This is a genomic window from Salmonella sp. SAL00670, assembly GCF_046552235.1.
Lineage (GTDB): Bacteria > Pseudomonadota > Gammaproteobacteria > Enterobacterales > Enterobacteriaceae > Salmonella > Salmonella enterica.
The window spans coordinates 273,508-296,117 of sequence record NZ_JBGDUO010000005.1; the positions used below are offsets into that span (position 1 = coordinate 273,508).

A 22,610-nucleotide genomic window follows, 5' to 3' on the forward strand; every position below is an offset into this window, starting at 1 on the left:
GCGGGTTTAAAAAGGTTACCTTATGTCCGAGCAGTTTCTCTATTTCTTGCAGCAGATGTTTAACGGCGTCACGCTGGGGAGCACCTACGCGCTGATTGCTATCGGTTATACGATGGTGTACGGCATTATCGGCATGATCAACTTCGCTCATGGCGAGGTGTATATGATCGGCAGCTACGTCTCTTTTATGATCATCGCCGCGCTAATGATGATGGGAATAGACACCAGTTGGCTCCTGGTGGCCGCTGGATTTATCGGCGCGATTATTATTGCCAGCGCCTACGGCTGGAGTATCGAGCGAGTCGCTTACCGGCCCGTGCGCAACTCCAAGCGCCTGATCGCCCTGATTTCCGCCATCGGGATGTCCATCTTCCTGCAAAACTACGTCAGCCTGACGGAAGGTTCGCGCGACGTGGCGTTACCCAGCCTGTTTAACGGCCAGTGGATTGTGGGCAGCAGCGAAAACTTTTCCGCGTCCATCACCACCATGCAGGCGGTTATCTGGATAGTCACCTTTCTGGCTATGCTGGCGCTCACCATTTTCATTCGCTACTCCCGGATGGGCCGCGCCTGCCGCGCCTGCGCGGAGGATCTGAAAATGGCCAGCCTGCTCGGCATTAATACCGACCGCGTTATTGCGCTAACGTTTGTTATCGGCGCGGCAATGGCGGCAGTGGCGGGCGTACTGCTCGGTCAGTTCTATGGCGTAATTAACCCCTACATCGGTTTTATGGCCGGGATGAAAGCGTTCACCGCAGCGGTACTGGGCGGTATAGGCAGCATTCCGGGCGCGATGATCGGCGGTCTGATTTTGGGCGTCGCCGAAGCGCTCTCGTCTGCATATTTAAGTACCGAATATAAAGATGTCGTGTCGTTCGCTCTGCTGATTCTGGTACTGCTGGTGATGCCGACCGGTATCCTGGGGCGTCCGGAGGTAGAGAAAGTATGAAACCGATGCATATTGCGATGGCTCTGTTCTCTGCGGCGATGTTCTTCGTTTTGGCTGGCGTCTTCATGGGCGTACAACTGGAGCTGGACGGCACCAAACTGGTGGTGGATACCGCCGCCGACATCCGCTGGCAGTGGATCTTTATCGGTACGGCAGTGGTTTTTTTCTTTCAGTTGCTGCGTCCGATGTTCCAGAAAGCGGTGAAGCACGTCTCCGGACCGAAGTTTATTCTGCCGGCGATCGATGGCTCTACCGTTAAGCAAAAGCTGTTTCTGATGGCGCTGCTGGTTATCGCCGTGGCGTGGCCGTTTATGGTGTCGCGCGGTAGCGTCGATATCGCCACTATGACCATGATTTATATCATCCTCGGTCTGGGGCTGAACGTGGTGGTGGGGCTGTCCGGCCTGCTGGTATTGGGCTACGGCGGCTTTTACGCCATCGGCGCTTATACCTTTGCGCTGCTCAACCACTATTATGGTTTGGGTTTCTGGACCTGCCTGCCGCTGGCGGGACTGGTCTCCGCCGCTGCTGGTTTCCTGCTCGGCTTCCCGGTACTGCGTCTGCGCGGCGACTATCTGGCGATTGTGACGCTCGGCTTCGGCGAAATCGTCCGTATCCTGCTGCTCAACAACACGGAAATTACCGGCGGCCCGAACGGCATCAGCCAGATCCCGAAACCGACGCTGTTTGGTCTGGAGTTTAGCCGCAGCACCCGCGAAGGCGGCTGGGATACCTTCAGCAATTTCTTTGGCGTGAAGTACGACCCATCCGACCGGGTCATTTTCCTCTATCTGGTGGCCCTGTTGCTGGTGGTCCTGTCGCTGTTTGTCATTAACCGCCTGCTGCGTATGCCGCTGGGCCGGGCGTGGGAAGCGTTGCGTGAAGATGAGATCGCCTGTCGCTCATTAGGTTTAAGCCCGACGCGCATCAAGCTGACCGCTTTTACTATCAGCGCCGCGTTTGCCGGTTTCGCCGGGACGTTGTTTGCCGCCCGCCAGGGCTTTGTCAGCCCGGAATCCTTCACCTTCGCCGAATCCGCCTTCGTGCTGGCGATTGTGGTGCTGGGCGGAATGGGCTCGCAGTTTGCGGTGATCCTGGCGGCGGTTCTGCTGGTGGTGTCGCGCGAGTTGATGCGCGATTTCAACGAATACAGCATGTTGATGCTCGGCGGTTTGATGGTGTTGATGATGATCTGGCGCCCGCAGGGATTGCTGCCGATGACGCGTCCGCAGTTGAAGCTGAAAAGTGGTCAGGCGAAAGGAGAGCAGGCATGAGTCAGCCATTATTAGCGGTTAACGGCCTGATGATGCGCTTTGGCGGTTTGCTGGCGGTCAACAATGTATCGCTGGAATTGCGTGAGCGGGAAATTGTGTCGCTGATTGGCCCTAACGGCGCGGGTAAAACGACGGTGTTTAACTGCCTGACCGGTTTTTATAAGCCGACAGGCGGTACGATCACGTTGCGCGAGCGGCATCTGGAAGGATTGCCGGGCCAGCAGATCGCCCGCATGGGCGTGGTACGCACTTTCCAGCATGTGCGCCTGTTTCGCGAAATGACGGTGATTGAAAATCTGCTGGTGGCGCAGCACCAGCAACTGAAAACGGGCCTCTTTTCCGGCCTGTTGAAAACGCCCGCTTTCCGCCGCGCGCAAAGCGAAGCGCTGGACCGCGCGGCGACCTGGCTTGAGCGTATTGGCCTGCTGGAACATGCCAACCGCCAGGCCAGTAATCTGGCCTACGGCGACCAGCGCCGGCTGGAGATTGCCCGCTGCATGGTGACGCAGCCAGAAATTCTGATGCTCGACGAACCGGCGGCTGGCCTTAACCCGAAAGAGACCAAAGAGCTGGATGAGCTGATTGCCGAACTACGTAACCATCACAACACCACTATCTTGCTGATTGAACACGATATGAAGCTGGTGATGGGCATTTCCGATCGCATTTACGTGGTGAACCAGGGCACGCCGCTGGCGAACGGCACGCCGGAAGAGATCCGCAACAACCCGGACGTCATCCGCGCTTATCTGGGTGAGGCATAAGATGGAAAAAACGATGTTAACGTTTGAAAAAGTCAGCGCCCACTACGGCAAGATTCAGGCGCTGCACGACGTCAGTCTGCACATCAACCAGGGGGAAATCGTTACCCTGATTGGCGCTAACGGCGCGGGGAAAACGACGCTGCTTGGCACCTTGTGCGGCGATCCGCGCGCCTCCAGCGGACGGGTGGTGTTTGACGGTAAAGACATAACCGACTGGCAGACGGCGAAAATCATGCGTGAAGCGGTGGCGATAGTGCCGGAAGGGCGGCGCGTCTTCTCGCGGATGACGGTAGAAGAGAACCTGGCGATGGGCGGTTTTTTTGCCGAGCGCGATCGGTTTCAGGAGCGTATCAAATGGGTGTACGAGCTGTTTCCGCGCCTGCATGAGCGCCGTATCCAGCGAGCGGGCACCATGTCCGGCGGCGAACAGCAGATGCTGGCGATTGGCCGCGCGCTGATGAGCCAGCCGAGGCTATTGCTGCTGGATGAACCGTCGCTGGGGCTGGCGCCGATCATCATCCAGCAGATCTTCGACACCATTGAGCAGTTGCGCGAGCAGGGTATGACTATCTTCCTTGTCGAGCAGAACGCCAACCAGGCGCTGAAGCTCGCCGACCGCGGTTATGTGCTGGAAAACGGCCACGTGGTGCTATCCGATACCGGTGATGCACTGCTGGCGAACGAAGCGGTGCGCAGCGCCTATCTGGGCGGTTAGACTGTGCCAGGGGGGGAAGCGCGTGCGCCGCCCCCGGTAACGGCAAGCGGTAAAATTTTTCAAAAGAGCCTGATGGCTCTTTTTTTGTACATGTTTGTTGTACAATAAACATGTACAACTGGGGAGGTGTTTATGCGTACGGTTAACTATAGCGAAGCGCGGCAAAATCTGGCCGAAGTCCTGGAAAGCGCGGTAACGGCGGGCCCTGTTACCATCACGCGTCGTGGGCATAAGTCCGCAGTGATCATCAGCGCCGAGGAGTTTGAGCGTTATCAGACGGCGCGAATGGATGATGAGTTTGCTGCCATTATGGCGGTTCATGGCAATGAGCTCAGGAAGCTGGCGGATAAATGACCCTACAACTTATCTCAGCGGAAGAGATAATTCAGTTTCACGACAGGCTTCTCCGCGTTACGCCTGGTGTAACAGGCATGCCTGATCCTGGCCGCGCGGAAGCGCTAATGTATCGGGTACTCAATCAAATCGAATATGAAGGGGTGACCGACGTGTGGCTGCTGGCGGCAATGCATTTGCTCACTATATCCCGTGGGTATATCTTCAATGATGGTAACAAACGCACCGCCTTATTTATTACGCTGCTGTTTTTAAAGCGTAACGGGATCTCACTCGCTGCGAATCCGGATTTTGTCGATATGACAGTCGATGCGGCGGCAGGGCGGCTTACGCTGGAACAAATTGCCGTTCGCTTACGTGCCTGAGACGTTAATCCCGGCGACGCTCCGTCTGGTTGGGTTACGGCGTGTGCGCCACCCCCGAGAATAACGTCGTACCTATTCGTGCCGTAGCTCCCACTTTTCTTTTCCGGCGCTTTCACTGCCTTGCCATCTCTCTGTCGCCTTACTATCTTTTTTTTGTAATAAAAAAGTTATTTTTCTGTCATTCGAGCATGTCATGTTACCCCCGCGAACATAAAACGCGTGATATCGCGCATCCCGGCACAAAAAGAGAGATAACCGATGATATCGTTACGACATACAGCTTTAGGACTGGCGCTGAGTCTGGCATTTACGGGTCAGGCGTTGGCCGTCACCACTATTCCATTCTGGCATTCAATGGAAGGGGAGTTAGGCAAAGAAGTTGATTCACTGGCGCAACGTTTCAACCAGGCCAATCCGGATTACAAAATCGTTCCGGTCTATAAGGGGAACTATGAACAGAACCTGAGCGCCGGGATCGCGGCATTCCGTACCGGCAACGCGCCGGCAATATTGCAGGTTTATGAGGTTGGGACAGCGACCATGATGGCCTCGAAAGCCATTAAGCCGGTTTATGAAGTGTTTAAAGACGCCGGTATTAACTTTGACGAGTCCCAGTTTGTACCGACCGTTGCAGGCTACTACACCGATGCTAAAAGCGGGCATCTGCTCTCCCAGCCCTTTAACAGCTCCACGCCGGTACTGTACTACAACAAAGACGCCTTTAAGAAAGCCGGTTTAGATCCGGAACAGCCGCCGAAAACCTGGCAGGAGCTGGCTGACTATACCGCGAAACTGAGAGCGGCAGGCATGAAATGCGGTTACGCCAGCGGCTGGCAAGGCTGGATCCAACTGGAAAACTTCAGCGCCTGGAACGGTCTCCCCTTCGCCAGTAAAAACAATGGTTTTGACGGTACAGATGCGGTGCTGGAGTTTAATAAGCCAGAGCAGGTGAAACATATCGCGCTGCTGGAAGAGATGAATAAAAAAGGCGACTTCAGCTATGTTGGGCGTAAGGACGAGTCTACCGAGAAGTTTTATAACGGTGACTGCGCGATGACAACCGCGTCCTCCGGCTCGCTCGCCAATATCCGCCAGTATGCCAAATTTAACTATGGCGTGGGTATGATGCCGTACGACGCTGATATCAAGGGCGCGCCGCAAAACGCTATTATCGGCGGAGCCAGCCTATGGGTCATGCAGGGTAAAGATAAAGAAACCTATACCGGCGTCGCCAAATTCCTCGACTTCCTGGCAAAACCGGAAAACGCTGCTGAATGGCATCAAAAAACCGGCTACCTGCCGATTACCACCGCCGCCTACGAGCTGACCCGCGAGCAGGGTTATTACGATAAAAACCCCGGTGCGGATATCGCCACTCGCCAGATGTTGAATAAGCCGCCGTTACCCTTCACCAAAGGCTTGCGTCTGGGCAATATGCCGCAGATTCGTACCATCGTGGACGAAGAGCTGGAAAGCGTCTGGACCGGGAAGAAAACCCCACAACAGGCGTTGGATACCGCGGTGGATCGCGGGAATCAGTTACTGCGTCGTTTTGAGAAAGCGAGCAAATCTTAAGTGTATAAGTGCCTGATGGCGCTGCGCTTATCAGGCCTACAGCGTTTGTAGGCCTGATAAGGTGCTTGCACCGCCATCCGGCACCTTCCAGGAAAAGAATCTTCATGTCATCATCCCGTCCGGTGTTCCGCTCGCGCTGGCTGCCGTATTTACTGGTTGCTCCGCAGTTGGTTATCACCGTTATTTTCTTTATCTGGCCTGCGGGCGAAGCGCTGTGGTATTCGCTGCAAAGCGTCGATCCGTTTGGTTTTTCCAGCCAATTTGTCGGGCTGGAGAATTTCGTCGCGCTTTTTCACGACAGTTATTATCTCGATGCCTTCTGGACGACGATTAAATTCAGCGCGCTGGTCACGTTTAGCGGCCTGCTGGTCTCGTTGTTTTTCGCCGCCCTGGTGGATTACGTGGTGCGCGGCAGCCGTTTTTATCAGACGCTGATGCTGCTGCCTTATGCCGTCGCGCCCGCCGTCGCCGCCGTATTGTGGATTTTCCTGTTTAACCCGGGGCGGGGATTAATCACCCATTTCCTTGGCGAATTCGGCTATGACTGGAACCACGCGCAAAACAGCGGTCAGGCGATGTTCCTGGTGGTATTTGCGTCAGTCTGGAAGCAGATTAGTTACAACTTTTTATTCTTCTTTGCCGCGCTGCAATCCATTCCCCGCTCGCTGGTGGAAGCGGCGGCCATTGACGGCGCCGGGCCGATTCGTCGTTTCTTCCGGCTTTCTTTGCCGCTTATTGCGCCGGTCAGTTTCTTCCTGCTGGTGGTCAACCTGGTGTACGCCTTTTTCGACACCTTCCCGGTGATCGACGCCGCGACCGCCGGCGGGCCGGTACAAGCCACCACGACGCTGATTTATAAGATCTATCGCGAAGGGTTTACCGGCCTGGATCTCTCGGCGTCCGCCGCGCAGTCGGTGGTGTTGATGTTCCTCGTCATCATTCTGACGGTGGTGCAGTTCCGCTATGTGGAAAGTAAGGTGCGTTACCAATGATAGAGAATCGTCGCGGGCTGACAATATTCAGCCATACCATGCTGATTCTGGGGATCGCGGTCATTTTGTTTCCGCTGTATGTCGCGTTTGTCGCGGCGACGCTGGACGACCGCGCGGTGTTTGAGACGCCGATGACGCTGCTTCCCGGCACGCAGTTACTGGAGAATATCAAAACTATTTGGGTCAACGGCGTCGGTGTTAATAGCGCGCCATTCTGGCTGATGATGCTTAACAGTTTCATTATGGCGTTCAGCATTACGGTAGGCAAAATCACGGTATCTATGCTTTCCGCATTCGCCATCGTCTGGTTTCGTTTTCCCCTGCGTAACCTGTTCTTCTGGATGATTTTTATCACCCTGATGCTGCCGGTTGAAGTGCGTATCTTCCCGACGGTGGAAGTGATCGCCAACCTGAAAATGCTCGACAGCTATGCTGGTCTGACGCTACCGCTGATGGCGTCCGCTACCGCCACTTTCCTGTTTCGTCAGTTCTTCATGACGCTTCCGGATGAACTGGTGGAGGCGGCCCGTATTGACGGCGCGTCGCCGATGCGCTTTTTCCGCGACATCGTGTTGCCGCTGTCAAAAACCAACCTGGCGGCGTTATTCGTCATCACCTTTATCTACGGCTGGAACCAGTATCTGTGGCCGCTGTTGATTATCACCGACGTGAATCTTGGCACTGCCGTAGCGGGTATCAAAGGGATGATCGCCACCGGCGAAGGTACCACGCAATGGAACCAGGTGATGGCGGCAATGCTGCTCACCCTTATCCCTCCGGTCGTTATCGTTTTAGCCATGCAACGGGCGTTTGTGCGTGGTTTAGTGGACAGTGAGAAATAAAAATGGCTGGTTTAAAACTACAGGCAGTAACCAAAAGCTGGGACGGCAAAACCCAGGTCATTCAACCGCTGACGCTGGACGTGGCGGATGGCGAATTTATCGTGATGGTCGGGCCGTCCGGCTGCGGCAAATCAACGTTGTTGCGGATGGTGGCCGGTCTGGAACGCGTGACCAGCGGCGATATCTGGATTGATCGCAAACGTGTCACCGAGATGGAACCCAAAGATCGCGGCATCGCGATGGTATTTCAGAACTATGCTCTCTATCCCCATATGAGCGTAGAGGAGAACATGGCGTGGGGACTAAAAATTCGCGGTATGAGCAAAGCGCATATTGAAGAACGCGTGCGGGAGGCGGCGCGCATTCTGGAGCTGGACGGCCTGCTTAAACGCCGTCCACGCGAGCTTTCCGGCGGTCAACGGCAGCGCGTGGCAATGGGGCGCGCGATCGTCCGCGAGCCGGCAGTCTTCTTATTCGACGAACCGCTCTCTAACCTCGACGCCAAGCTGCGCGTGCAGATGCGTCTGGAGTTACAGCATCTGCATCGTCGTCTTCGTACCACCTCGCTCTATGTTACTCACGATCAGGTAGAGGCGATGACGCTGGCCCAGCGGGTGATGGTGATGAATAAAGGTGTCGCAGAACAGATTGGCACGCCGGTAGAGGTATATGAAAAACCGGCCAGTCGCTTCGTGGCGAGCTTTATCGGCAGCCCGGCGATGAACCTGTTGGATGGCGTTATCAGCGCTTCCGGCGACCGTTTCGAATTGCCTGGCGGTCTGGCGTTACCGATAGGTACGGACTATCGGGGGCATGCCGGACGTAACATGACGCTGGGTATCCGACCGGAGCATATTGCGTTAAGCTCGCAGGCGGAAGGCGGCGTGCCGCTAACGGTAGATACGCTGGAGATTCTGGGCGCGGATAATCTGGCGCATGGGCGCTGGGGCGATCAGAAACTGGTGGTGCGGTTGGCGCATCAGCAGCGCCCGGCGGCGGGCAGTACGCTATGGCTGCATCTGCCGGAACATCAGCGGCATCTTTTTGATGGCGAAACAGGACAACGTGTATGAGTAACTGGCCTTATCCCCACATTGTCGCCCATCGCGGCGGCGGTAAACTGGCGCCGGAAAACACTCTGGCGGCGATTGACGTGGGCGCGCGATACGGGCACACCATGATTGAGTTTGATGCCAAGCTGTCGAAAGACGGCGAAATTTTCCTGCTGCATGACGATAACCTGGAGCGCACCAGCAACGGTTGGGGCGTGGCGGGCGAGTTGAACTGGCAGGATTTATTGCGTGTGGACGCTGGCGGTTGGTTTAGCGGCGAATTTAAAGGCGAGCCGCTGCCGTTGCTCTCGCAGGTGGCGGAGCGCTGCCGTAAACACGGCATGATGGCGAATATTGAGATCAAACCGACAACGGGGAGCGGAAGGCTAACAGGACGCGTCGTGGCGTTGGCCGCCCGCGAACTGTGGGCCGGGATGACGCCGCCGCTGCTTTCTTCCTTTGAGATAGAGGCGCTGGAAGCGGCGCAGGCGGCAGCACCTGAACTGCCGCGCGGGTTACTACTGGATAAATGGCGTGAAGACTGGCGTGAACTGACGATCCGTCTGGGCTGTGTTTCCCTCCATCTCAACCATAAATTACTCGATGAGATGCGAGTGCAAGAGATTAAGGCCGCGGGTCTGCGGATTCTGGTGTATACCGTCAATCAGCCCCAGCGGGCGGCAGAGCTGCTGCGCTGGGGCGTGGATTGTATCTGCACCGATCGCATTGATGACATCGGCCCTCACTTTCAGTTTTAAGGGCCGTCAATTTTAAGGGCTGATGGTTTTCAGCGGGATGTCAGGCTGCGGCGTCCCGCTGTCCTGCTGCAACATTGGCTGGGAATGGTTTAGCATCCGGTCCGGGTTTCCGCTGCCGCTGAGCATTCCGCCCTGCGTATTGGGCAGCGTTTGCTGACCGAGCATACCGTTGCCCGGCTGTCCCTGCTGAACCCGCTGCGTATTGGCATTCAACTGTGACTGTAGATTTTGCTGCTGGCTGCGCGCCTGCGTTTGCATCTGTTGTTTCAACATACCCTGCCGCTGAATCTGCTGCGTTTGCATCTGCGTCTGCATACGCTGCTGGCTGGGGATCTGATAACCTGGCTGATTAGGATTATTCATAGTGTTAATTGGCTGGGCCAATACAGCAAAGGGTAACAAAGCCGTAATAAGTAGTAAGCGTTTCATTGTCGTCTCCTCCCGATGAGGCCTCTTTTTAAGTGTACCTCTATTTCGCCATGATGATGATTTTTTAAGCGTTGTGGACCAGGATTAAACGGGACATACACCCATTTATCTGGAGAAAAACAACGATGAAACCAACGTTTATGCGCTGGGTGGCGATCGCCGCTCTGCTGGCCGGGGGGACGTTTAGCGCGGTGGCCAATCCTCCCGTCGCGCCGCCAGTCTCCTATGGTGTTGAAGAAGATGTCTTTCATCCTGTGCGGGCGACGCAAGGGATGGTGGCGTCCGTGGATGCAATGGCGACGCAGGTTGGCGTGGATATCTTAAAGCAGGGCGGTAATGCCGTGGATGCCGCCGTCGCCGTGGGCTATGCGCTGGCTGTCACGCATCCGCAAGCCGGAAATCTGGGCGGCGGGGGATTTATGCTGCTGCGCACTAAAGATGGCGCTACCACGGCGATCGATTTTCGTGAAATGGCGCCTGCTGGCGCGACCCGTGATATGTTCCTCGACGATCAGGGTAACGCCGATGCGAAAAAGTCGCTGACGTCGCATCTGGCATCCGGTACGCCGGGTACCGTGGCGGGGTTCTCGCTGGCGCTGGAGAAATACGGCACGATGCCGCTGAATAAAGTGGTGCGTCCGGCGATGAAGTTGGCGGAAGAGGGTTTTGTGGTTAACGATGCGCTGGCCGACGACTTAAAAACTTACGGCAGCGAAGTGATCCCCAACCATGAGAACAGCAAAGCCATTTTCTGGAAAGACGGCGAGCCGCTGAAAAAAGGCGATAAGCTGGTCCAGAAGAATCTGGCGAAAAGCCTGGAAATGATTGCCGAAAACGGCCCGGATGCGTTTTATAAAGGGGCGATTGCTGACCAGATAGCCGGAGAAATGCAGAAGAACGGCGGTCTGATGACCAAAGAGGATTTAGCCAGCTATAAAGCCGTTGAGCGTACGCCAATCAGCGGTGACTATCGCGGGTATCAGGTCTTCTCCATGCCGCCGCCATCCTCGGGCGGTATTCACATCGTACAGATCCTTAATATTCTTGAAAACTTCGACATGAAGAAGTACGGCTTTGGCAGCGCCGATGCCATGCAAATCATGGCGGAAGCGGAAAAATACGCCTACGCTGACCGCTCAGAGTATCTGGGCGATCCGGACTTTGTGAAAGTGCCGTGGCAGGCGCTGACCCACAAAGCCTATGCGAAAACGCTGGCCGATCAAATTGATATCAACAAGGCCAAACCTTCCAGCCAGATAAAACCGGGCAAGCTCGCCCCGTATGAAAGCAACCAGACCACCCACTTCTCGGTGGTGGATAAAGACGGCAATGCTGTGGCGGTGACCTATACCCTGAACACCACCTTCGGCACAGGAATTGTGGCGGGAAATACCGGTATTCTGCTGAATAATCAAATGGATGATTTTTCTGCTAAACCCGGTGTACCTAATGTTTATGGCCTGGTGGGCGGCGATGCTAACGCGGTCGGTCCGAAGAAGCGTCCGCTGTCGTCGATGTCGCCCACTATCGTCGTTAAAGAGGGCAAAACCTGGCTGGTGACCGGCAGTCCTGGCGGGAGTCGAATCATCACTACCGTGCTGCAAATGGTAGTGAACAGCATTGATTTTGGCATGAACGTCGCCGAAGCGACCAACGCGCCGCGTTTCCATCATCAATGGTTGCCGGACGAACTGCGGGTAGAAAAGGGCTTCAGCCCCGATACGCTGAAGTTGCTGGAACAGAAAGGGCAGAAAGTCGCGCTGAAAGAAGCGATGGGCAGTACCCAAAGTATTATGGTTGGACCGGATGGCGAACTGTATGGCGCGTCTGACCCGCGTTCGGTGGATGATTTAACGGCGGGATACTGATTTTTAATTCCAGGCCCGGTGTCAGACACCGGGCTATTTGCAGATTATGCCGTGAGTAATCGGGCTGGATTATCAATACAAAGCTTGCGCAGAGTATCGTTGTCTACTCCGCGAGCAGCCAGATAGGCGAGGAAGACATTCGGGACAAACCCCCAGCCATTTCCGCCATTTTTCGCCCACATCTGTTTGAGAAAAACATCATGGCTTAAAACGATTTGGTCGGCGTAACCCAGTGCAATCAGATTCGCTACTGCATCTGCGGTCTCCTGAACGCCCGGCGCGACACCTTCTTTTGGAAAGGTGATGTCCAGACCAATCATGTCAAATTCAAGCCATACGCCACGGTCGAGCATTTTACGTTGATAGACGACATCTTTTCCTGAAGGGTCCGAATGCGCCAGCGAGACTTTTGCCGGAGAGACGTTCATTTCTTCCAGCACGATATCCAGCACCTCATCACCCAGTCGCAGCCACCCTGGCATATGGATATTCATCGCCGTGTGGGGGTTGTTACATTGTGCCAGAGACGCTGCCCGCAGGCTGTTACGCTCCGCTTGGGTAAACGCGGGAGATACGCCGATTTCACCGATCATGCCAGCGCGAATATCCGTCTCGCCAATACCCTGATTCAGTTCTTTATCAATGAGTGAGGCTAACAGCTCAACAGGTTTATGGATCCGGGTACTTTCAAATTTCTCCAGATAAGGTCCGGATGACGCAACGATATTCAAACCCGTTTTTAAGGCAACTTCTCGCAGCGCTGAGGCGTCCCGTCCAATGGATTCTGATCCGGTGGCGTCGACAATCGTCCTGCCGCCCAAAGACATAAAGTTATTGATTTCGAAGATAACATCATCAATCTCTTTGCGGTCCATGTTATCGGCGCAGCAGTATGGGTCGTGTTTCAGCCCCCACTGCAGGTCAGCACTGACTTTCTTTCCCACCAGTTGCTGTGAAAAAGCATAATGTGGCTCGTCTACGACCGAAGACAGATCGTTAAACAGATGTTCATGCGGTAGCGTCAGCCCCATATCCGTATGCGCCACCGGGCCTGTTACGGTTTGCAGGAAACCTTTCATTCTGACACCTCCATTCTTTGCGCCATTTTGGATGCTCTGTATTCAGGGATGGTGGTCACAATCGCACCGACTAACGCGAACAGCGTACCGATGATGGTGACCAGGTAGACCGTATTGCCTAATGAAGGGATCAATTCATCAATTAGCACTGAGCCAAGCAGTTGGCCTGCTGTTGACGCTACGCCCAGCATCAATAGTCCTAAGCCTCTCACCAGAATCGCCATTAGCCCGATGGACAGCAGACCCAGCGGACCACCGAGATACATCCACCATGTATCGGGTAACTGGATGGTGACATGGCCTAATGCGATACGTATCGCCAGCGCCGCGCCCAGGACACAAAAGCCGACGATGAAGTTCCATGTAATGGACACCAGCATGGAGCCCGTTGCCTCGGCGACTTTCGCATTTCCTGCAGGCTGCCAGCCAGCGAGTAACCCTGCCAAAAAGGGGAGGATAGCGAGCAGGATAAACGAGGTTGAGTGCCACTGTGGCGACACGACAAAAATGGTGGCGATAACGGCGAACAATGCGCCAGTAATGCGCCATGGCGTAAAATATTTCTTCTCCTCCACACCGATGCCAAAACGGTCGCACAGCAGGCCGGAAAGGAGCAGGGCGGAAATTAATGCCGTTTGAAAGGTGGCAACGCCCAGCGCGCTGGCGGATGCGCCTTCAGAAAATACGACCATCGCCCCGCATAATCCTGCAAACCAATTCCATAGCGGGATTTTTCTCTTTTTAATCAGAGTAGGGATTGAGGCGAATTGCTGGCGTGTTTCTTTGCGCGCAATAATAATAAAAAACATGACGACCAGACCGCTGGCAAACGAGATTACTGCGCAAGCATTACCGTCTTGTAACCAATGTCCTAACTGCCCATTAACGGCAGACTGCATCGGGGAAAGCATACCGGCTAAGATGGTGGCAAGCATCAGTAAGGGGGTTGAGTACTTATTCTTGTTCATACATCAATCCTTATATTTTATAAAAGGAGTAACTTTCGTTACTCCATTGTTTTTTATTTTCTGGCGATGAATTGAAGCGTGTTGACCCACAGGTCGGTATAAAATGGCCATGACATAAACTGCTGGGTTCCCCAGTGTGGGGAGCAGTCACTCATAAAGCAGGCGGTTTTACCCTGTTGGTATTCACCGAACACTAACAATGGGTCATTATTTATTGTTAATACGACATCGGCATCGTCTCTGGCGACGGCCTGGTTATATCCAAGAAATACCGGGTAATCTGAGAACCCGTTAACAACAGGATGTTCAGGTGAGACAGCCTCAGCACAGATACCCTCGGGCTTTTCTACCCGGTCATCGCCATCAAGCATAATAACTGGCAGAACCTCAGCAAGAACGGTGTTCTTATAATTGGCTTTTGCCTCAATACCCATGAATGACAGATAACCGCCAATCATGAGTAGTCCACCGCCATTTTTGACGTACTCTTTAATAGACTCCAGAGCGTTTGGTTTTATTTTTAGCTGATAAAATGTCTCGTTTTGCAACAGGAAGGTATTACTACCAATGTCGCTAATAACAATCACATCGTAACGGTTTAATTCGTCAATACTCTCTGGAAAGGCAATTTGTACCGTGTGGGCAGGCATGTAATCAATATCAACGCCGCCCTTCCTCAAGCATTCCAGTAACCATGTGGCGCCTTCTTCATATTTACTGGAGGTGAAACTGTCATAACCTTTTGAATGAATCATATGAATATGCCAGGATTCTCCAATAAAGAGCACCTTTAGTTTTTTCTGCGTATTGTTCATAGTCTGCTCCTTGATTTAGTGAGTAGAGATAGTTTGTTTGTAATGTGAACCCTGAATACGATGAAGAACGGAGTCGTTTTCCGGCATATCAGAGGCATTAGGCGTTTCAACCGCAAGTGAGGCAAATGCGCTGGCGTAGCACAATGCGGATGCCAGTGACTTTCCTTTTGCAAGGCCAGATGCGAGGGCGCCATTGAAAGCGTCACCCGCTCCCGCCGTATTTTTTACAACTGCCGGAAATGCCGGGGAATAGATGAATTGTGTGCCGTCATAAGCAAGCGAACCTTTGCTACCTAATGTAATAATGGTATTTTTGACGCCTTTCTGATGAATAATTTTGGCCGCGCATTTGGCTGATTCGATATCATTAACCGCCATATTGGCCAGCAGGCCTGCTTCCGTTTCATTTGGCGTAATATAGTCAATGTTATCAATGATGGTGTTAACCATGTCATTGTACGGCGCTGGATTGATGATGACCGGTATGTCATTTTTTTGTGCGAGACGAATTGTTTGCTGCAGCGCTTCGTAATTCGTCTCCAGTTGGACAAGAACAATATCTGAATGAACAATGGCTTCTTTCTGAATGGTGATTTCATCAGGGGAAATTGTCATGTTGGCGCCAGGGTAAATAGCGATGACGTTATCTCCGGTATCTCCATTCACCATGATGGTTGCTGTACCTGTTTGTGTTTCTTTGGTCTGGTAGATAACACTTTTATGGATTTTTGATGAGTTTATAAAATTAATGGCGTAATCACTAAAATGATCTGAGCCTACTTTAGTAATAAAATGCACATCAGAATCGGCATAGCTTGCTGCTAATGCCTGATTACATCCCTTACCGCCGGGTGAAAAAATAAATTTATCGGCCAGCAATGATTCTCCCGTTGAGGGTAATCTCGGTAGATAACTGATAATATCAACATTGAACGAGCCAATAACACATACATTATTTTTCATGGCAGAGAGACCTTTTTTTATTTTCTGCGCTGATTCATATTTTTCCAGCACATAAGCAATTTCATTTTTTGCGACGTTATCAAGAGAATCAAGGGTAATAAATGCACCACCATGACAGCGAGTAAGATATCCCTGTCCGGCAAGTTCATTGAGATCTGAACGAATAGTTTCCTTTGTTACCTTGAGACTTTTCGCCAGATTTGAAACTTTTACAACTCCCGAAATACTGAGTTCCTTCAATATTCTATGATGGCGTTCAAATTTCATTTTTTACCTCACCGTGGTTAAATTAGTCCCGGGAGGAGTATATTGTTGTGATTGTCACCATAAAGTGATGGCAGAAACCAAAAAAAAACAAAAATGTAATATTAATATTGCTAAAATTACGGAAAAAACGGTGATAAAGCTTAAAGCGGCAATAACCATGAAATTCAGGTGGTTATTGTTTTGATATAGGGGAAGTAGGTTGCAATAACTGGGATGTTGTGAAGGTTTGTGACGTTTCGCCCCACAGGGTGGGGCGGGGAAGCGCTATTTCACGCGCGCCATAAAGTACGCATCAACGTACTCACCGTTGCGCAGGCCGTATTTCTTACCGGTGCCTTCGATTTCAAAGCCGTACTTCTTATACACCGCCACCGCGGGCTCGTTATCAACAAACACCGTTAACTCAATACGCTCGACGCGCAGCCAGTTGTCGCACATGTCGATCATGGTGTGGATCAGCGCGCTGGCAATGCCACGATTGTGCCACCGGGCATCCACGCAGATACCAAAATCGGCCACGTGGCTGCGACGGGGACGTTGGGTGACCTGAATAGAAAGATGGCCAACGACAATATCGTCAATGCAGGCAACCAGTTGTTTAACCCCGGCTTGCTCGGTTAGCCGCGCCTGCCACATTTCGAGGGAAGGATGAGGAACCTGTAGCGTGTTGTGGTACACCTCCGGCTGGGCGTGGATCTGACGAATGGCGTCGTAATCTTTCGGTTCAGCGTGGCGTATCACTATTTCACTCATTCCTTATCTCCTGCAGGGGTAATTGTGTATTTACACTCGCTGAGAAAGAAAATTCCGTCAACTGCATTTTTTTGCAAAAAGAAGTAGACAAGTGCGAATGAGAATGATTATTATTGCCTTGCATTCAGGGGAACCCCTACGGAGAACCTGAAAGCACGACATTGCTCACATTGCTTCCAGTATTATTTTGGCCAGCTTTTGCTGGCTTTTTTTTTGGGTTTTGTTTCAGCCTGGCTTACTTGTCATTTTGTCCCCGGGAAGTGCTCGTGCTCCTCACGTACATTTAGTACGCTCCGGGCCCTGCGCGCTTGCCGTGAACAATCTGCCTGCGCCACTTACGCCCGATCTTGAGGCATCTGCTTTTGTAGGCCCAAAAAGGCAACGCCGCATCCGGCAAAGAATCCAACATTCAGTCTCCTCACGCTTTGCGCTATGGTGTAAACAATCATCTTCAAAAGGATCGTCTCATGACCTTACACTGCGCATTTATTGGATTCGGCAAAAGTACCACCCGTTACCATCTCCCCTATGTTCTGAATCGTAAAGATACCTGGCATGTCGCGCATATTTTCCGTCGTCACGCTAAACCGGAAGAGCAGGCGCCACAGTATTCACATATTCACTTCACCAACGATCTGGATGAGGTGTTGGGCGATCCGCAGGTAAAGCTGGTGATCGTCTGTACGCATGCTGACAGCCATTTCGAATACGCCAAACGCGCGCTGGAAGCGGGTAAAAATGTGCTGGTTGAGAAACCTTTCACGCCGACGCTGGCGGAGGCAAAAGTGTTGTTCGACCTGGCGCGAAGCAAAGGACTGACCGTCACGCCATATCAGAATCGGCGTTTTGATTCCTGTTTTCTCACTGCTAAAAAAGCGATAGAGAGCGGGAAACTGGGCAAGATTGTCGAAATTGAAAGCCATTTCGATTATTACCGCCCGGTAGCAGAAACCAAACCGGGCCTGCCGCAGGACGGCGCATTCTATGGACTTGGCGTCCACACTATGGATCAAATTATTTCGCTATTTGGCCGCCCGGATCATGTCGCGTATGACATTCGTAGCCTGCGTAATAAAGCGAATCCGGATGACACCTTTGAAGCGCAACTGTTTTATGGCGATTTGAAGGCTATCGTTAAAACCAGCCATCTGGTGAAAATCGACTATCCGAAGTTTATTGTTCACGGCACCAAAGGTTCGTTTGTGAAATACGGTATCGATCAACAAGAAACCAGCCTGAAAGCGAACATTATGCCTGGCGAACCCGGTTTCGCCGCTGACGAATCCGTCGGTGTGCTGGAGTATGTCAATGACGACGGCGTTACGGTGAAAGAAGAGGTGAAACCGGAAACGGGTGACTATGGTCGTGTTTATGATGCGCTGTACCAGACGTTGACCGTCGGTACGCCTAATTACGTCAAGGAATCTGAAGTTCTTACCAACCTGGAAATCCTCGAACGTGCCTTCGAACAGGCAACGCCTGCGACGATAACCTTGGCTAAATAGCCCTTACAGACTCCTCTGCGCTTATTCATATTTTTTGAACAGAGGAGTCAATTTTCACCCTCTATGATCCCGGACGGAATGAGTCCACACTTATTCCATCGAAAACATCTGGGGGTGAACACAATGATCTACTTACGCAAAGCAAACGACCGCGGTCATGCGAATCATGGCTGGCTTGACTCCTGGCATACCTTTTCTTTTGCCGATTATTACGATCCGAACTTTATGGGGTTCTCGGCGCTACGTGTGATTAACGACGATGTGATCGACGCAGGCCAGGGTTTCGGCACGCATCCGCATAAAGACATGGAAATTTTGACCTATGTGCTGGAAGGTGCCGTAGAACACCAGGACAGTATGGGCAATAAAGAACAGGTTCCGGCAGGTGAATTCCAGATTATGAGCGCCGGGACCGGCGTTCGCCACTCCGAGTACAACCCGAGCAAAACGGATCGTCTGCGGCTGTACCAGATCTGGATCATTCCGCAAGAAACCGGCATCACGCCGCGCTACGAACAGCGTCGCTTCGACGCCGCGCAGGGCAAGCAACTGGTGCTTTCGCCAGATGCTCGCGATGGTTCGCTGAAGGTCCACCAGGATATGGAGCTGTACCGCTGGGCGCTGCTCAAAGATGAGCAGTCGGTGCATCAGATTGCCGCTGAGCGCCGCGTCTGGATACAGGTGGTAAAAGGTAACGTGACCATTAACGGTACCAAAGCGACGACCAGCGACGGCCTGGCGATTTGGGATGAGCAGGCAATCTCGATTCATGCCGATAGCGACAGTGAAGTGTTGCTGTTTGACTTGCCGCCAGTTTAACGTGCTGTAACCTTTTGTAGGCCGGATAAGACGCGAAAGCGTTGCCATCCGGCTTTTCATCGTTTGTCATTAATTCCGCACGTCCGTGGTAAACTGGGCAAATCTATCCCTTTTATACCTTTCAGGACGATGAAAAAGAAAAGACCCGTACTTCAGGATGTAGCCGACCGCGTGGGCGTGACCAAAATGACGGTCAGCCGCTTTTTGCGTAACCCGGAGCAGGTCTCCGTGGCGCTGCGGGGCAAAATTGCCGCTGCACTTGATGAGCTGGGTTATATTCCCAATCGCGCTCCTGATATCCTTTCTAACGCCACCAGTCGCGCTATCGGCGTGCTGTTACCGTCTCTCACCAACCAGGTTTTTGCGGAAGTGTTACGCGGCATTGAGGCCGTCACCGACGCGCATGGTTATCAAACCATGCTGGCGCACTACGGCTATAAGCCCGAAATGGAGCAGGAGCGCCTGGAGTCGATGCTCTCCTGGAATATCGACGGTCTTATCCTCACTGAGCGTACCCATACGCCGCGCACCTTAAAAATGATCGAAGTCGCCGGGATTCCGGTGGTGGAACTGATGGACAGCCAGTCGCCGTGTCTCGATATTGCCGTTGGTTTTGATAACTTCGAGGCCGCCCGTCAGATGACCGCCGCGATTATCGCGCGTGGTCATCGTCATATCGCCTATCTGGGGGCGCGCCTCGACGAACGTACTATCATCAAGCAGAAGGGCTATGAACAGGCGATGCGGGACGCAGGCCTGGTTCCTTACAGTGTGATGATGGAGCAATCTTCATCCTACTCTTCCGGTATCGAACTCATGCGCCAGGCGCGACGTGAATACCCACAGCTTGACGGTATTTTTTGCACCAACGATGACCTGGCGGTGGGGGCGGCCTTCGAATGCCAGCGCCTGGGGCTAAAAATCCCGGACGACATGGCGATCGCCGGGTTCCACGGTCATGACATCGGCCAGGTGATGGAACCGCGTCTGGCAAGCGTCCTGACGCCGCGCGAGCGAATGGGCAGCATTGGCGCGGAACGTCTGTTGGCCCGCATTCGCGGCGAAACGGTCACGCCGAAAATGTTAGATTTAGGTTTCACCTTGTCACCGGGCGGATCTATTTAGTCTGACAACTTTGAAGTAGCTCACACTTATTCACTTTTGGCACGAATGGTCATTGCGTCGTGAATGGTGCGGCTGGACAATGTTACCGATAACAGTTACCCGTAACAAATTTTGCAACTTGTAGAGTGGGGGCCCGCTTTGAGCACGACTAATCATGATCACCACGTTTACGTTCTGATGGGCGTATCAGGCAGCGGTAAATCCGCTGTCGCAAGCGCCGTGGCGCATCAGCTTCATGCCGCGTTTCTGGACGGCGATTTTCTGCATCCGCGCTGCAATATTGAAAAAATGGCTTCCGGCGAGCCGTTGAATGATGATGACCGCAAACCGTGGTTACAGGCGCTGAACGACGCCGCTTTCGCGATGCAGCGTACCAATAAAATCTCGCTGATCGTCTGCTCCGCACTGAAAAAACACTATCGCGACCTGCTGCGCGAGGGAAACCCGAACCTCTCCTTTATCTACCTGAAAGGTGATTTCGACGTCATTGAAAGCCGTCTGAAAGCGCGCAAAGGTCATTTCTTCAAAACCCAAATGCTGGTGACGCAGTTTGAAACGCTGCAAGAGCCGGGTGCCGACGAACGCGATGTTCTGGTGGTGGATATCGACCAGCCGCTGGAAGGCGTCGTGGCGAGCACCATTGAGGTCATCAATAAAGGCAGTACGCTGTGAGTACATTAACACTGGTTTTAACCGCCGTCGGTTCCGTCTTACTGCTGCTGTTTTTGGTGATGAAGGCGCGTATGCACGCCTTCGTCGCGTTAATGGTCGTCTCGATGGGCGCGGGGCTTTTTTCAGGGATGCCGCTTGATAAAATCGCCGCGACCATGGAAAAAGGGATGGGCGGCACGCTGGGATTCCTGGCGATTGTGGTCGCGCTGGGGGCGATGTTCGGCAAGATTCTGCATGAAACCGGCGCGGTCGATCAGATAGCCGTCAAGATGCTTAAATCCTTTGGCCATAACCGCGCGCACTATGCGATTGGCCTGGCCGGGCTGATTTGTGCGCTTCCGCTGTTCTTTGAAGTGGCGATTGTGCTGCTGATAAGTGTGGCATTCTCTATGGCGCGTCATACCGGCACAAACCTGGTGAAGCTGGTCATTCCGCTGTTTGCGGGCGTGGCGGCAGCCGCGGCGTTTTTGTTGCCTGGGCCTGCGCCGATGCTGCTGGCTTCCCAGATGCATGCTGATTTCGGCTGGATGATCCTGATTGGGCTGTGCGCCGCTATTCCTGGCATGATTATCGCCGGGCCGCTGTGGGGGAATTTTATCAGCCGTTACGTTGAGCTGCGTATTCCTGACGACATTACCGAGCCGCATCTGGGTGAAGGTAAAATGCCTTCTTTCGGCTTCAGCCTGTCGCTGATCCTGCTGCCGTTGGTGCTGGTAGGGCTGAAAACGATCGCCGCGCGTTTTGTGCCGGAAGGTTCCACCGCTTACGAATGGTTTGAGTTTATCGGTCACCCCTTCACTGCGATTCTGGTCGCTTGTCTGGTAGCGATTTATGGCCTGGCGATGCGTCAGGGGATGCCGAAAGACAAAGTGATGGAAATCTGTGGCCACGCGCTGCAACCGGCGGGCATTATCCTGCTGGTGATTGGCGCAGGCGGGGTGTTCAAACAGGTACTGGTTGACTCCGGCGTCGGCCCGGCGCTGGGCGAAGCGTTAACCGGTATGGGACTGCCGATTGCCATTACCTGCTTTGTGCTGGCGGCGGCAGTGCGCATCATTCAGGGTTCCGCGACCGTGGCGTGTTTAACCGCGGTCGGTCTGGTGATGCCGGTCATAGAGCAACTGAATTTCTCCGGCGCGCAGATGGCTGCGCTCTCTATCTGTATCGCCGGCGGTTCAATTGTGGTTTCTCATGTTAACGACGCTGGCTTCTGGCTGTTCGGTAAATTTACCGGCGCGACCGAAGCGCAGACGTTAAAAACCTGGACGATGATGGAAACTATCCTCGGTACGGTCGGCGCGATTGTCGGGATGATTGCTTTCCAACTGCTGAGCTGAGTCTTGTTGCCCGGTGGCGCGGTGCTTACCGGGCCTGGAAACGGGCACATATCGACACCGTAAGCCGGGTAAGGCGTAATCGCTACCCGGTTTTTTATTGAGGTGTGCATGGCAATCGCCCAACGACATTTTGCCTCGCCATGTTTCAGTACGCGCATAAAAGCAGGCAAATTTCTACGCTGATCCATAATTAGGATCAATAAAACAGCGACGGAAATGATTCCCTTCCTAACGCAAATTCCCTGATAATCGCCACTGGACTTTCTGCTTGCGCGGTAAGGCAGGATAAGTCGCATTACTGATGGCTTCGCTATCATTGATTAATTTCACTTGCGACTTTGGCTGCTTTTTGTATGGTGAAGGATGCGCC

General features: G+C 53.2%; 23 protein-coding genes and 1 pseudogene. 17 read left to right on the top strand and 7 right to left on the bottom strand.

What is annotated here, in order from left to right; all coding sequences use genetic code 11:
- The first annotated feature begins 22 nt into the window (after nt 1-22).
- The 11 genes from livH to ugpQ all read left to right on the top strand — a co-directional run bounded on the left by livH (nt 23) and on the right by ugpQ (nt 9,640).
- Complete coding sequence (gene livH / locus ACLJRS_RS17565; protein ID WP_000003007.1) at nt 23-949, top strand: high-affinity branched-chain amino acid ABC transporter permease LivH; 927 nt, start codon at nt 23-25, stop codon at nt 947-949.
- Entirely contained in the window at nt 946-2,223 is a 1,278-nt protein-coding gene (gene livM, locus ACLJRS_RS17570) for a branched chain amino acid ABC transporter permease LivM (protein WP_000803766.1), read from the top strand. The genes livH and livM overlap by 4 nt, the downstream gene beginning before the upstream one ends.
- Complete coding sequence (gene livG, locus ACLJRS_RS17575; protein ID WP_000082083.1) at nt 2,220-2,987, top strand: high-affinity branched-chain amino acid ABC transporter ATP-binding protein LivG; 768 nt, start codon at nt 2,220-2,222, stop codon at nt 2,985-2,987. Before livM ends, livG begins: the two co-directional genes overlap by 4 nt.
- A gap of 1 nt (nt 2,988) precedes the next feature.
- Complete coding sequence (gene livF, locus ACLJRS_RS17580; RefSeq protein ID WP_000416114.1) at nt 2,989-3,702, top strand: high-affinity branched-chain amino acid ABC transporter ATP-binding protein LivF; 714 nt, start codon at nt 2,989-2,991, stop codon at nt 3,700-3,702.
- Between the two features lie 132 nt (nt 3,703-3,834).
- Nucleotides 3,835-4,056 carry a type II toxin-antitoxin system Phd/YefM family antitoxin gene (locus tag ACLJRS_RS17585; RefSeq protein ID WP_001535398.1) on the top strand — a complete coding sequence of 74 codons (222 nt, stop codon included), beginning with the start codon at nt 3,835-3,837 and terminating at the stop codon, nt 4,054-4,056.
- A complete protein-coding gene (locus ACLJRS_RS17590) occupies nt 4,053-4,421 on the top strand; it encodes a type II toxin-antitoxin system death-on-curing family toxin (RefSeq protein WP_000174966.1) in 369 nt (122 codons plus the stop codon). Before ACLJRS_RS17585 ends, ACLJRS_RS17590 begins: the two co-directional genes overlap by 4 nt.
- Before the next feature lie 258 nt (nt 4,422-4,679).
- Entirely contained in the window at nt 4,680-5,996 is a 1,317-nt protein-coding gene (ugpB, locus tag ACLJRS_RS17595) for a sn-glycerol-3-phosphate ABC transporter substrate-binding protein UgpB (protein ID WP_000624747.1), read from the top strand.
- Nucleotides 5,997-6,100: 104 nt separating this feature from the next.
- The gene (gene ugpA, locus ACLJRS_RS17600) at nt 6,101-6,988 is read left to right on the top strand and encodes a sn-glycerol-3-phosphate ABC transporter permease UgpA (RefSeq protein WP_000099303.1); all 888 of its coding nucleotides are present in this window, start codon (nt 6,101-6,103) and stop codon (nt 6,986-6,988) included.
- Entirely contained in the window at nt 6,985-7,830 is an 846-nt protein-coding gene (gene ugpE / locus ACLJRS_RS17605) for a sn-glycerol-3-phosphate ABC transporter permease UgpE (RefSeq protein ID WP_000572196.1), read from the top strand. Before ugpA ends, ugpE begins: the two co-directional genes overlap by 4 nt.
- A 2-nt stretch (nt 7,831-7,832) precedes the next feature.
- Entirely contained in the window at nt 7,833-8,903 is a 1,071-nt protein-coding gene (locus tag ACLJRS_RS17610; protein ID WP_000907845.1) for a sn-glycerol-3-phosphate import ATP-binding protein UgpC, read from the top strand.
- Nucleotides 8,900-9,640 (top strand): glycerophosphodiester phosphodiesterase, encoded by a 741-nt coding sequence (ugpQ, locus tag ACLJRS_RS17615; protein ID WP_000073547.1) that lies wholly within the window; start codon nt 8,900-8,902, stop codon nt 9,638-9,640. Before ACLJRS_RS17610 ends, ugpQ begins: the two co-directional genes overlap by 4 nt.
- A 12-nt stretch (nt 9,641-9,652) precedes the next feature.
- Here ugpQ and ACLJRS_RS17620 read toward each other — a convergent pair whose 3' ends face one another.
- On the bottom strand, nt 9,653-10,069 hold the full coding sequence (locus tag ACLJRS_RS17620; RefSeq protein ID WP_000826046.1) for a DUF2756 family protein: 417 nt from the start codon (nt 10,067-10,069) through the stop codon (nt 9,653-9,655).
- A gap of 125 nt (nt 10,070-10,194) precedes the next feature.
- Here ACLJRS_RS17620 and ggt point away from each other — a divergent pair, with 125 nt between their 5' ends.
- Nucleotides 10,195-11,937, top strand: coding sequence for a gamma-glutamyltransferase (ggt, locus tag ACLJRS_RS17625; RefSeq protein ID WP_000805094.1), 1,743 nt, complete (start codon nt 10,195-10,197; stop codon nt 11,935-11,937).
- 44 nt (nt 11,938-11,981) lie between these two features.
- Here the strand turns inward: ggt and ACLJRS_RS17630 are convergent, their stop codons facing one another.
- The 5 genes from ACLJRS_RS17630 to yhhY all read right to left on the bottom strand — a co-directional run bounded on the left by ACLJRS_RS17630 (nt 11,982) and on the right by yhhY (nt 16,782).
- On the bottom strand, nt 11,982-13,016 hold the full coding sequence (locus ACLJRS_RS17630; protein ID WP_000675710.1) for a phosphotriesterase: 1,035 nt from the start codon (nt 13,014-13,016) through the stop codon (nt 11,982-11,984).
- Nucleotides 13,013-13,984, bottom strand: coding sequence for a DMT family transporter (locus ACLJRS_RS17635; protein WP_001038949.1), 972 nt, complete (start codon nt 13,982-13,984; stop codon nt 13,013-13,015). Before ACLJRS_RS17635 ends, ACLJRS_RS17630 begins: the two co-directional genes overlap by 4 nt.
- Nucleotides 13,985-14,037: 53 nt before the next feature.
- A complete protein-coding gene (locus ACLJRS_RS17640; RefSeq protein WP_001066509.1) occupies nt 14,038-14,799 on the bottom strand; it encodes a glutamine amidotransferase in 762 nt (253 codons plus the stop codon).
- 15 nt (nt 14,800-14,814) lie between these two features.
- Nucleotides 14,815-16,029: a PfkB family carbohydrate kinase gene (locus ACLJRS_RS17645; protein ID WP_000667440.1), complete on the bottom strand. Its 1,215-nt coding sequence runs from the start codon at nt 16,027-16,029 to the stop codon at nt 14,815-14,817.
- A 264-nt stretch (nt 16,030-16,293) separates the two neighbouring features.
- Nucleotides 16,294-16,782 (bottom strand): N-acetyltransferase, encoded by a 489-nt coding sequence (gene yhhY / locus ACLJRS_RS17650; RefSeq protein ID WP_001290277.1) that lies wholly within the window; start codon nt 16,780-16,782, stop codon nt 16,294-16,296.
- A 467-nt stretch (nt 16,783-17,249) separates the two neighbouring features.
- Here yhhY and ACLJRS_RS17655 point away from each other — a divergent pair, with 467 nt between their 5' ends.
- From ACLJRS_RS17655 to gntU, 5 genes are all read left to right on the top strand, one after another.
- The gene (locus ACLJRS_RS17655) at nt 17,250-18,287 is read left to right on the top strand and encodes an oxidoreductase (RefSeq protein ID WP_000172389.1); all 1,038 of its coding nucleotides are present in this window, start codon (nt 17,250-17,252) and stop codon (nt 18,285-18,287) included.
- A gap of 123 nt (nt 18,288-18,410) precedes the next feature.
- On the top strand, nt 18,411-19,106 hold the full coding sequence (locus ACLJRS_RS17660; protein ID WP_000639789.1) for a pirin family protein: 696 nt from the start codon (nt 18,411-18,413) through the stop codon (nt 19,104-19,106).
- Nucleotides 19,107-19,235: 129 nt separating this feature from the next.
- Entirely contained in the window at nt 19,236-20,231 is a 996-nt protein-coding gene (gene gntR / locus ACLJRS_RS17665) for a gluconate operon transcriptional repressor GntR (RefSeq protein ID WP_000730239.1), read from the top strand.
- Nucleotides 20,232-20,369: 138 nt separating this feature from the next.
- Nucleotides 20,370-20,903, top strand: coding sequence for a gluconokinase (gene gntK / locus ACLJRS_RS17670; RefSeq protein WP_000108342.1), 534 nt, complete (start codon nt 20,370-20,372; stop codon nt 20,901-20,903).
- A complete protein-coding gene (gene gntU / locus ACLJRS_RS17675; RefSeq protein ID WP_000105950.1) occupies nt 20,900-22,240 on the top strand; it encodes a gluconate transporter in 1,341 nt (446 codons plus the stop codon). The genes gntK and gntU overlap by 4 nt, the downstream gene beginning before the upstream one ends.
- Here the strand turns inward: gntU and ACLJRS_RS17680 are convergent.
- A pseudogene (locus ACLJRS_RS17680) lies at nt 22,157-22,536 on the bottom strand (MarC family protein). The gene gntU and the pseudogene ACLJRS_RS17680 overlap by 84 nt on opposite strands.
- Between the last annotated feature and the right edge of the window lie 74 nt (nt 22,537-22,610).

Bases quoted from the DNA above. Each gene is read 5' to 3' on its own strand.
- ACLJRS_RS17610 (WP_000907845.1), top strand. From the start codon at position 7,833: ATGGCTGGTTTAAAACTACAGGCAGTAACCAAAAGCTGGGACGGCAAA.
- ACLJRS_RS17635 (WP_001038949.1), bottom strand. From the start codon at position 13,984: ATGAACAAGAATAAGTACTCAACCCCCTTACTGATGCTTGCCACCATC.
- ACLJRS_RS17590 (WP_000174966.1), top strand. From the start codon at position 4,053: ATGACCCTACAACTTATCTCAGCGGAAGAGATAATTCAGTTTCACGAC.
- ggt (WP_000805094.1), top strand. From the start codon at position 10,195: ATGAAACCAACGTTTATGCGCTGGGTGGCGATCGCCGCTCTGCTGGCC.
- ugpB (WP_000624747.1), top strand. From the start codon at position 4,680: ATGATATCGTTACGACATACAGCTTTAGGACTGGCGCTGAGTCTGGCA.
- livH (WP_000003007.1), top strand. From the start codon at position 23: ATGTCCGAGCAGTTTCTCTATTTCTTGCAGCAGATGTTTAACGGCGTC.
- ugpA (WP_000099303.1), top strand. From the start codon at position 6,101: ATGTCATCATCCCGTCCGGTGTTCCGCTCGCGCTGGCTGCCGTATTTA.
- ACLJRS_RS17640 (WP_001066509.1), bottom strand. From the start codon at position 14,799: ATGAACAATACGCAGAAAAAACTAAAGGTGCTCTTTATTGGAGAATCC.
- ACLJRS_RS17585 (WP_001535398.1), top strand. From the start codon at position 3,835: ATGCGTACGGTTAACTATAGCGAAGCGCGGCAAAATCTGGCCGAAGTC.
- ugpE (WP_000572196.1), top strand. From the start codon at position 6,985: ATGATAGAGAATCGTCGCGGGCTGACAATATTCAGCCATACCATGCTG.
- ACLJRS_RS17660 (WP_000639789.1), top strand. From the start codon at position 18,411: ATGATCTACTTACGCAAAGCAAACGACCGCGGTCATGCGAATCATGGC.
- livG (WP_000082083.1), top strand. From the start codon at position 2,220: ATGAGTCAGCCATTATTAGCGGTTAACGGCCTGATGATGCGCTTTGGC.
- livF (WP_000416114.1), top strand. From the start codon at position 2,989: ATGGAAAAAACGATGTTAACGTTTGAAAAAGTCAGCGCCCACTACGGC.
- ACLJRS_RS17645 (WP_000667440.1), bottom strand. From the start codon at position 16,029: ATGAAATTTGAACGCCATCATAGAATATTGAAGGAACTCAGTATTTCG.
- ugpQ (WP_000073547.1), top strand. From the start codon at position 8,900: ATGAGTAACTGGCCTTATCCCCACATTGTCGCCCATCGCGGCGGCGGT.
- ACLJRS_RS17620 (WP_000826046.1), bottom strand. From the start codon at position 10,069: ATGAAACGCTTACTACTTATTACGGCTTTGTTACCCTTTGCTGTATTG.
- ACLJRS_RS17630 (WP_000675710.1), bottom strand. From the start codon at position 13,016: ATGAAAGGTTTCCTGCAAACCGTAACAGGCCCGGTGGCGCATACGGAT.
- yhhY (WP_001290277.1), bottom strand. From the start codon at position 16,782: ATGAGTGAAATAGTGATACGCCACGCTGAACCGAAAGATTACGACGCC.
- livM (WP_000803766.1), top strand. From the start codon at position 946: ATGAAACCGATGCATATTGCGATGGCTCTGTTCTCTGCGGCGATGTTC.
- ACLJRS_RS17655 (WP_000172389.1), top strand. From the start codon at position 17,250: ATGACCTTACACTGCGCATTTATTGGATTCGGCAAAAGTACCACCCGT.
- gntR (WP_000730239.1), top strand. From the start codon at position 19,236: ATGAAAAAGAAAAGACCCGTACTTCAGGATGTAGCCGACCGCGTGGGC.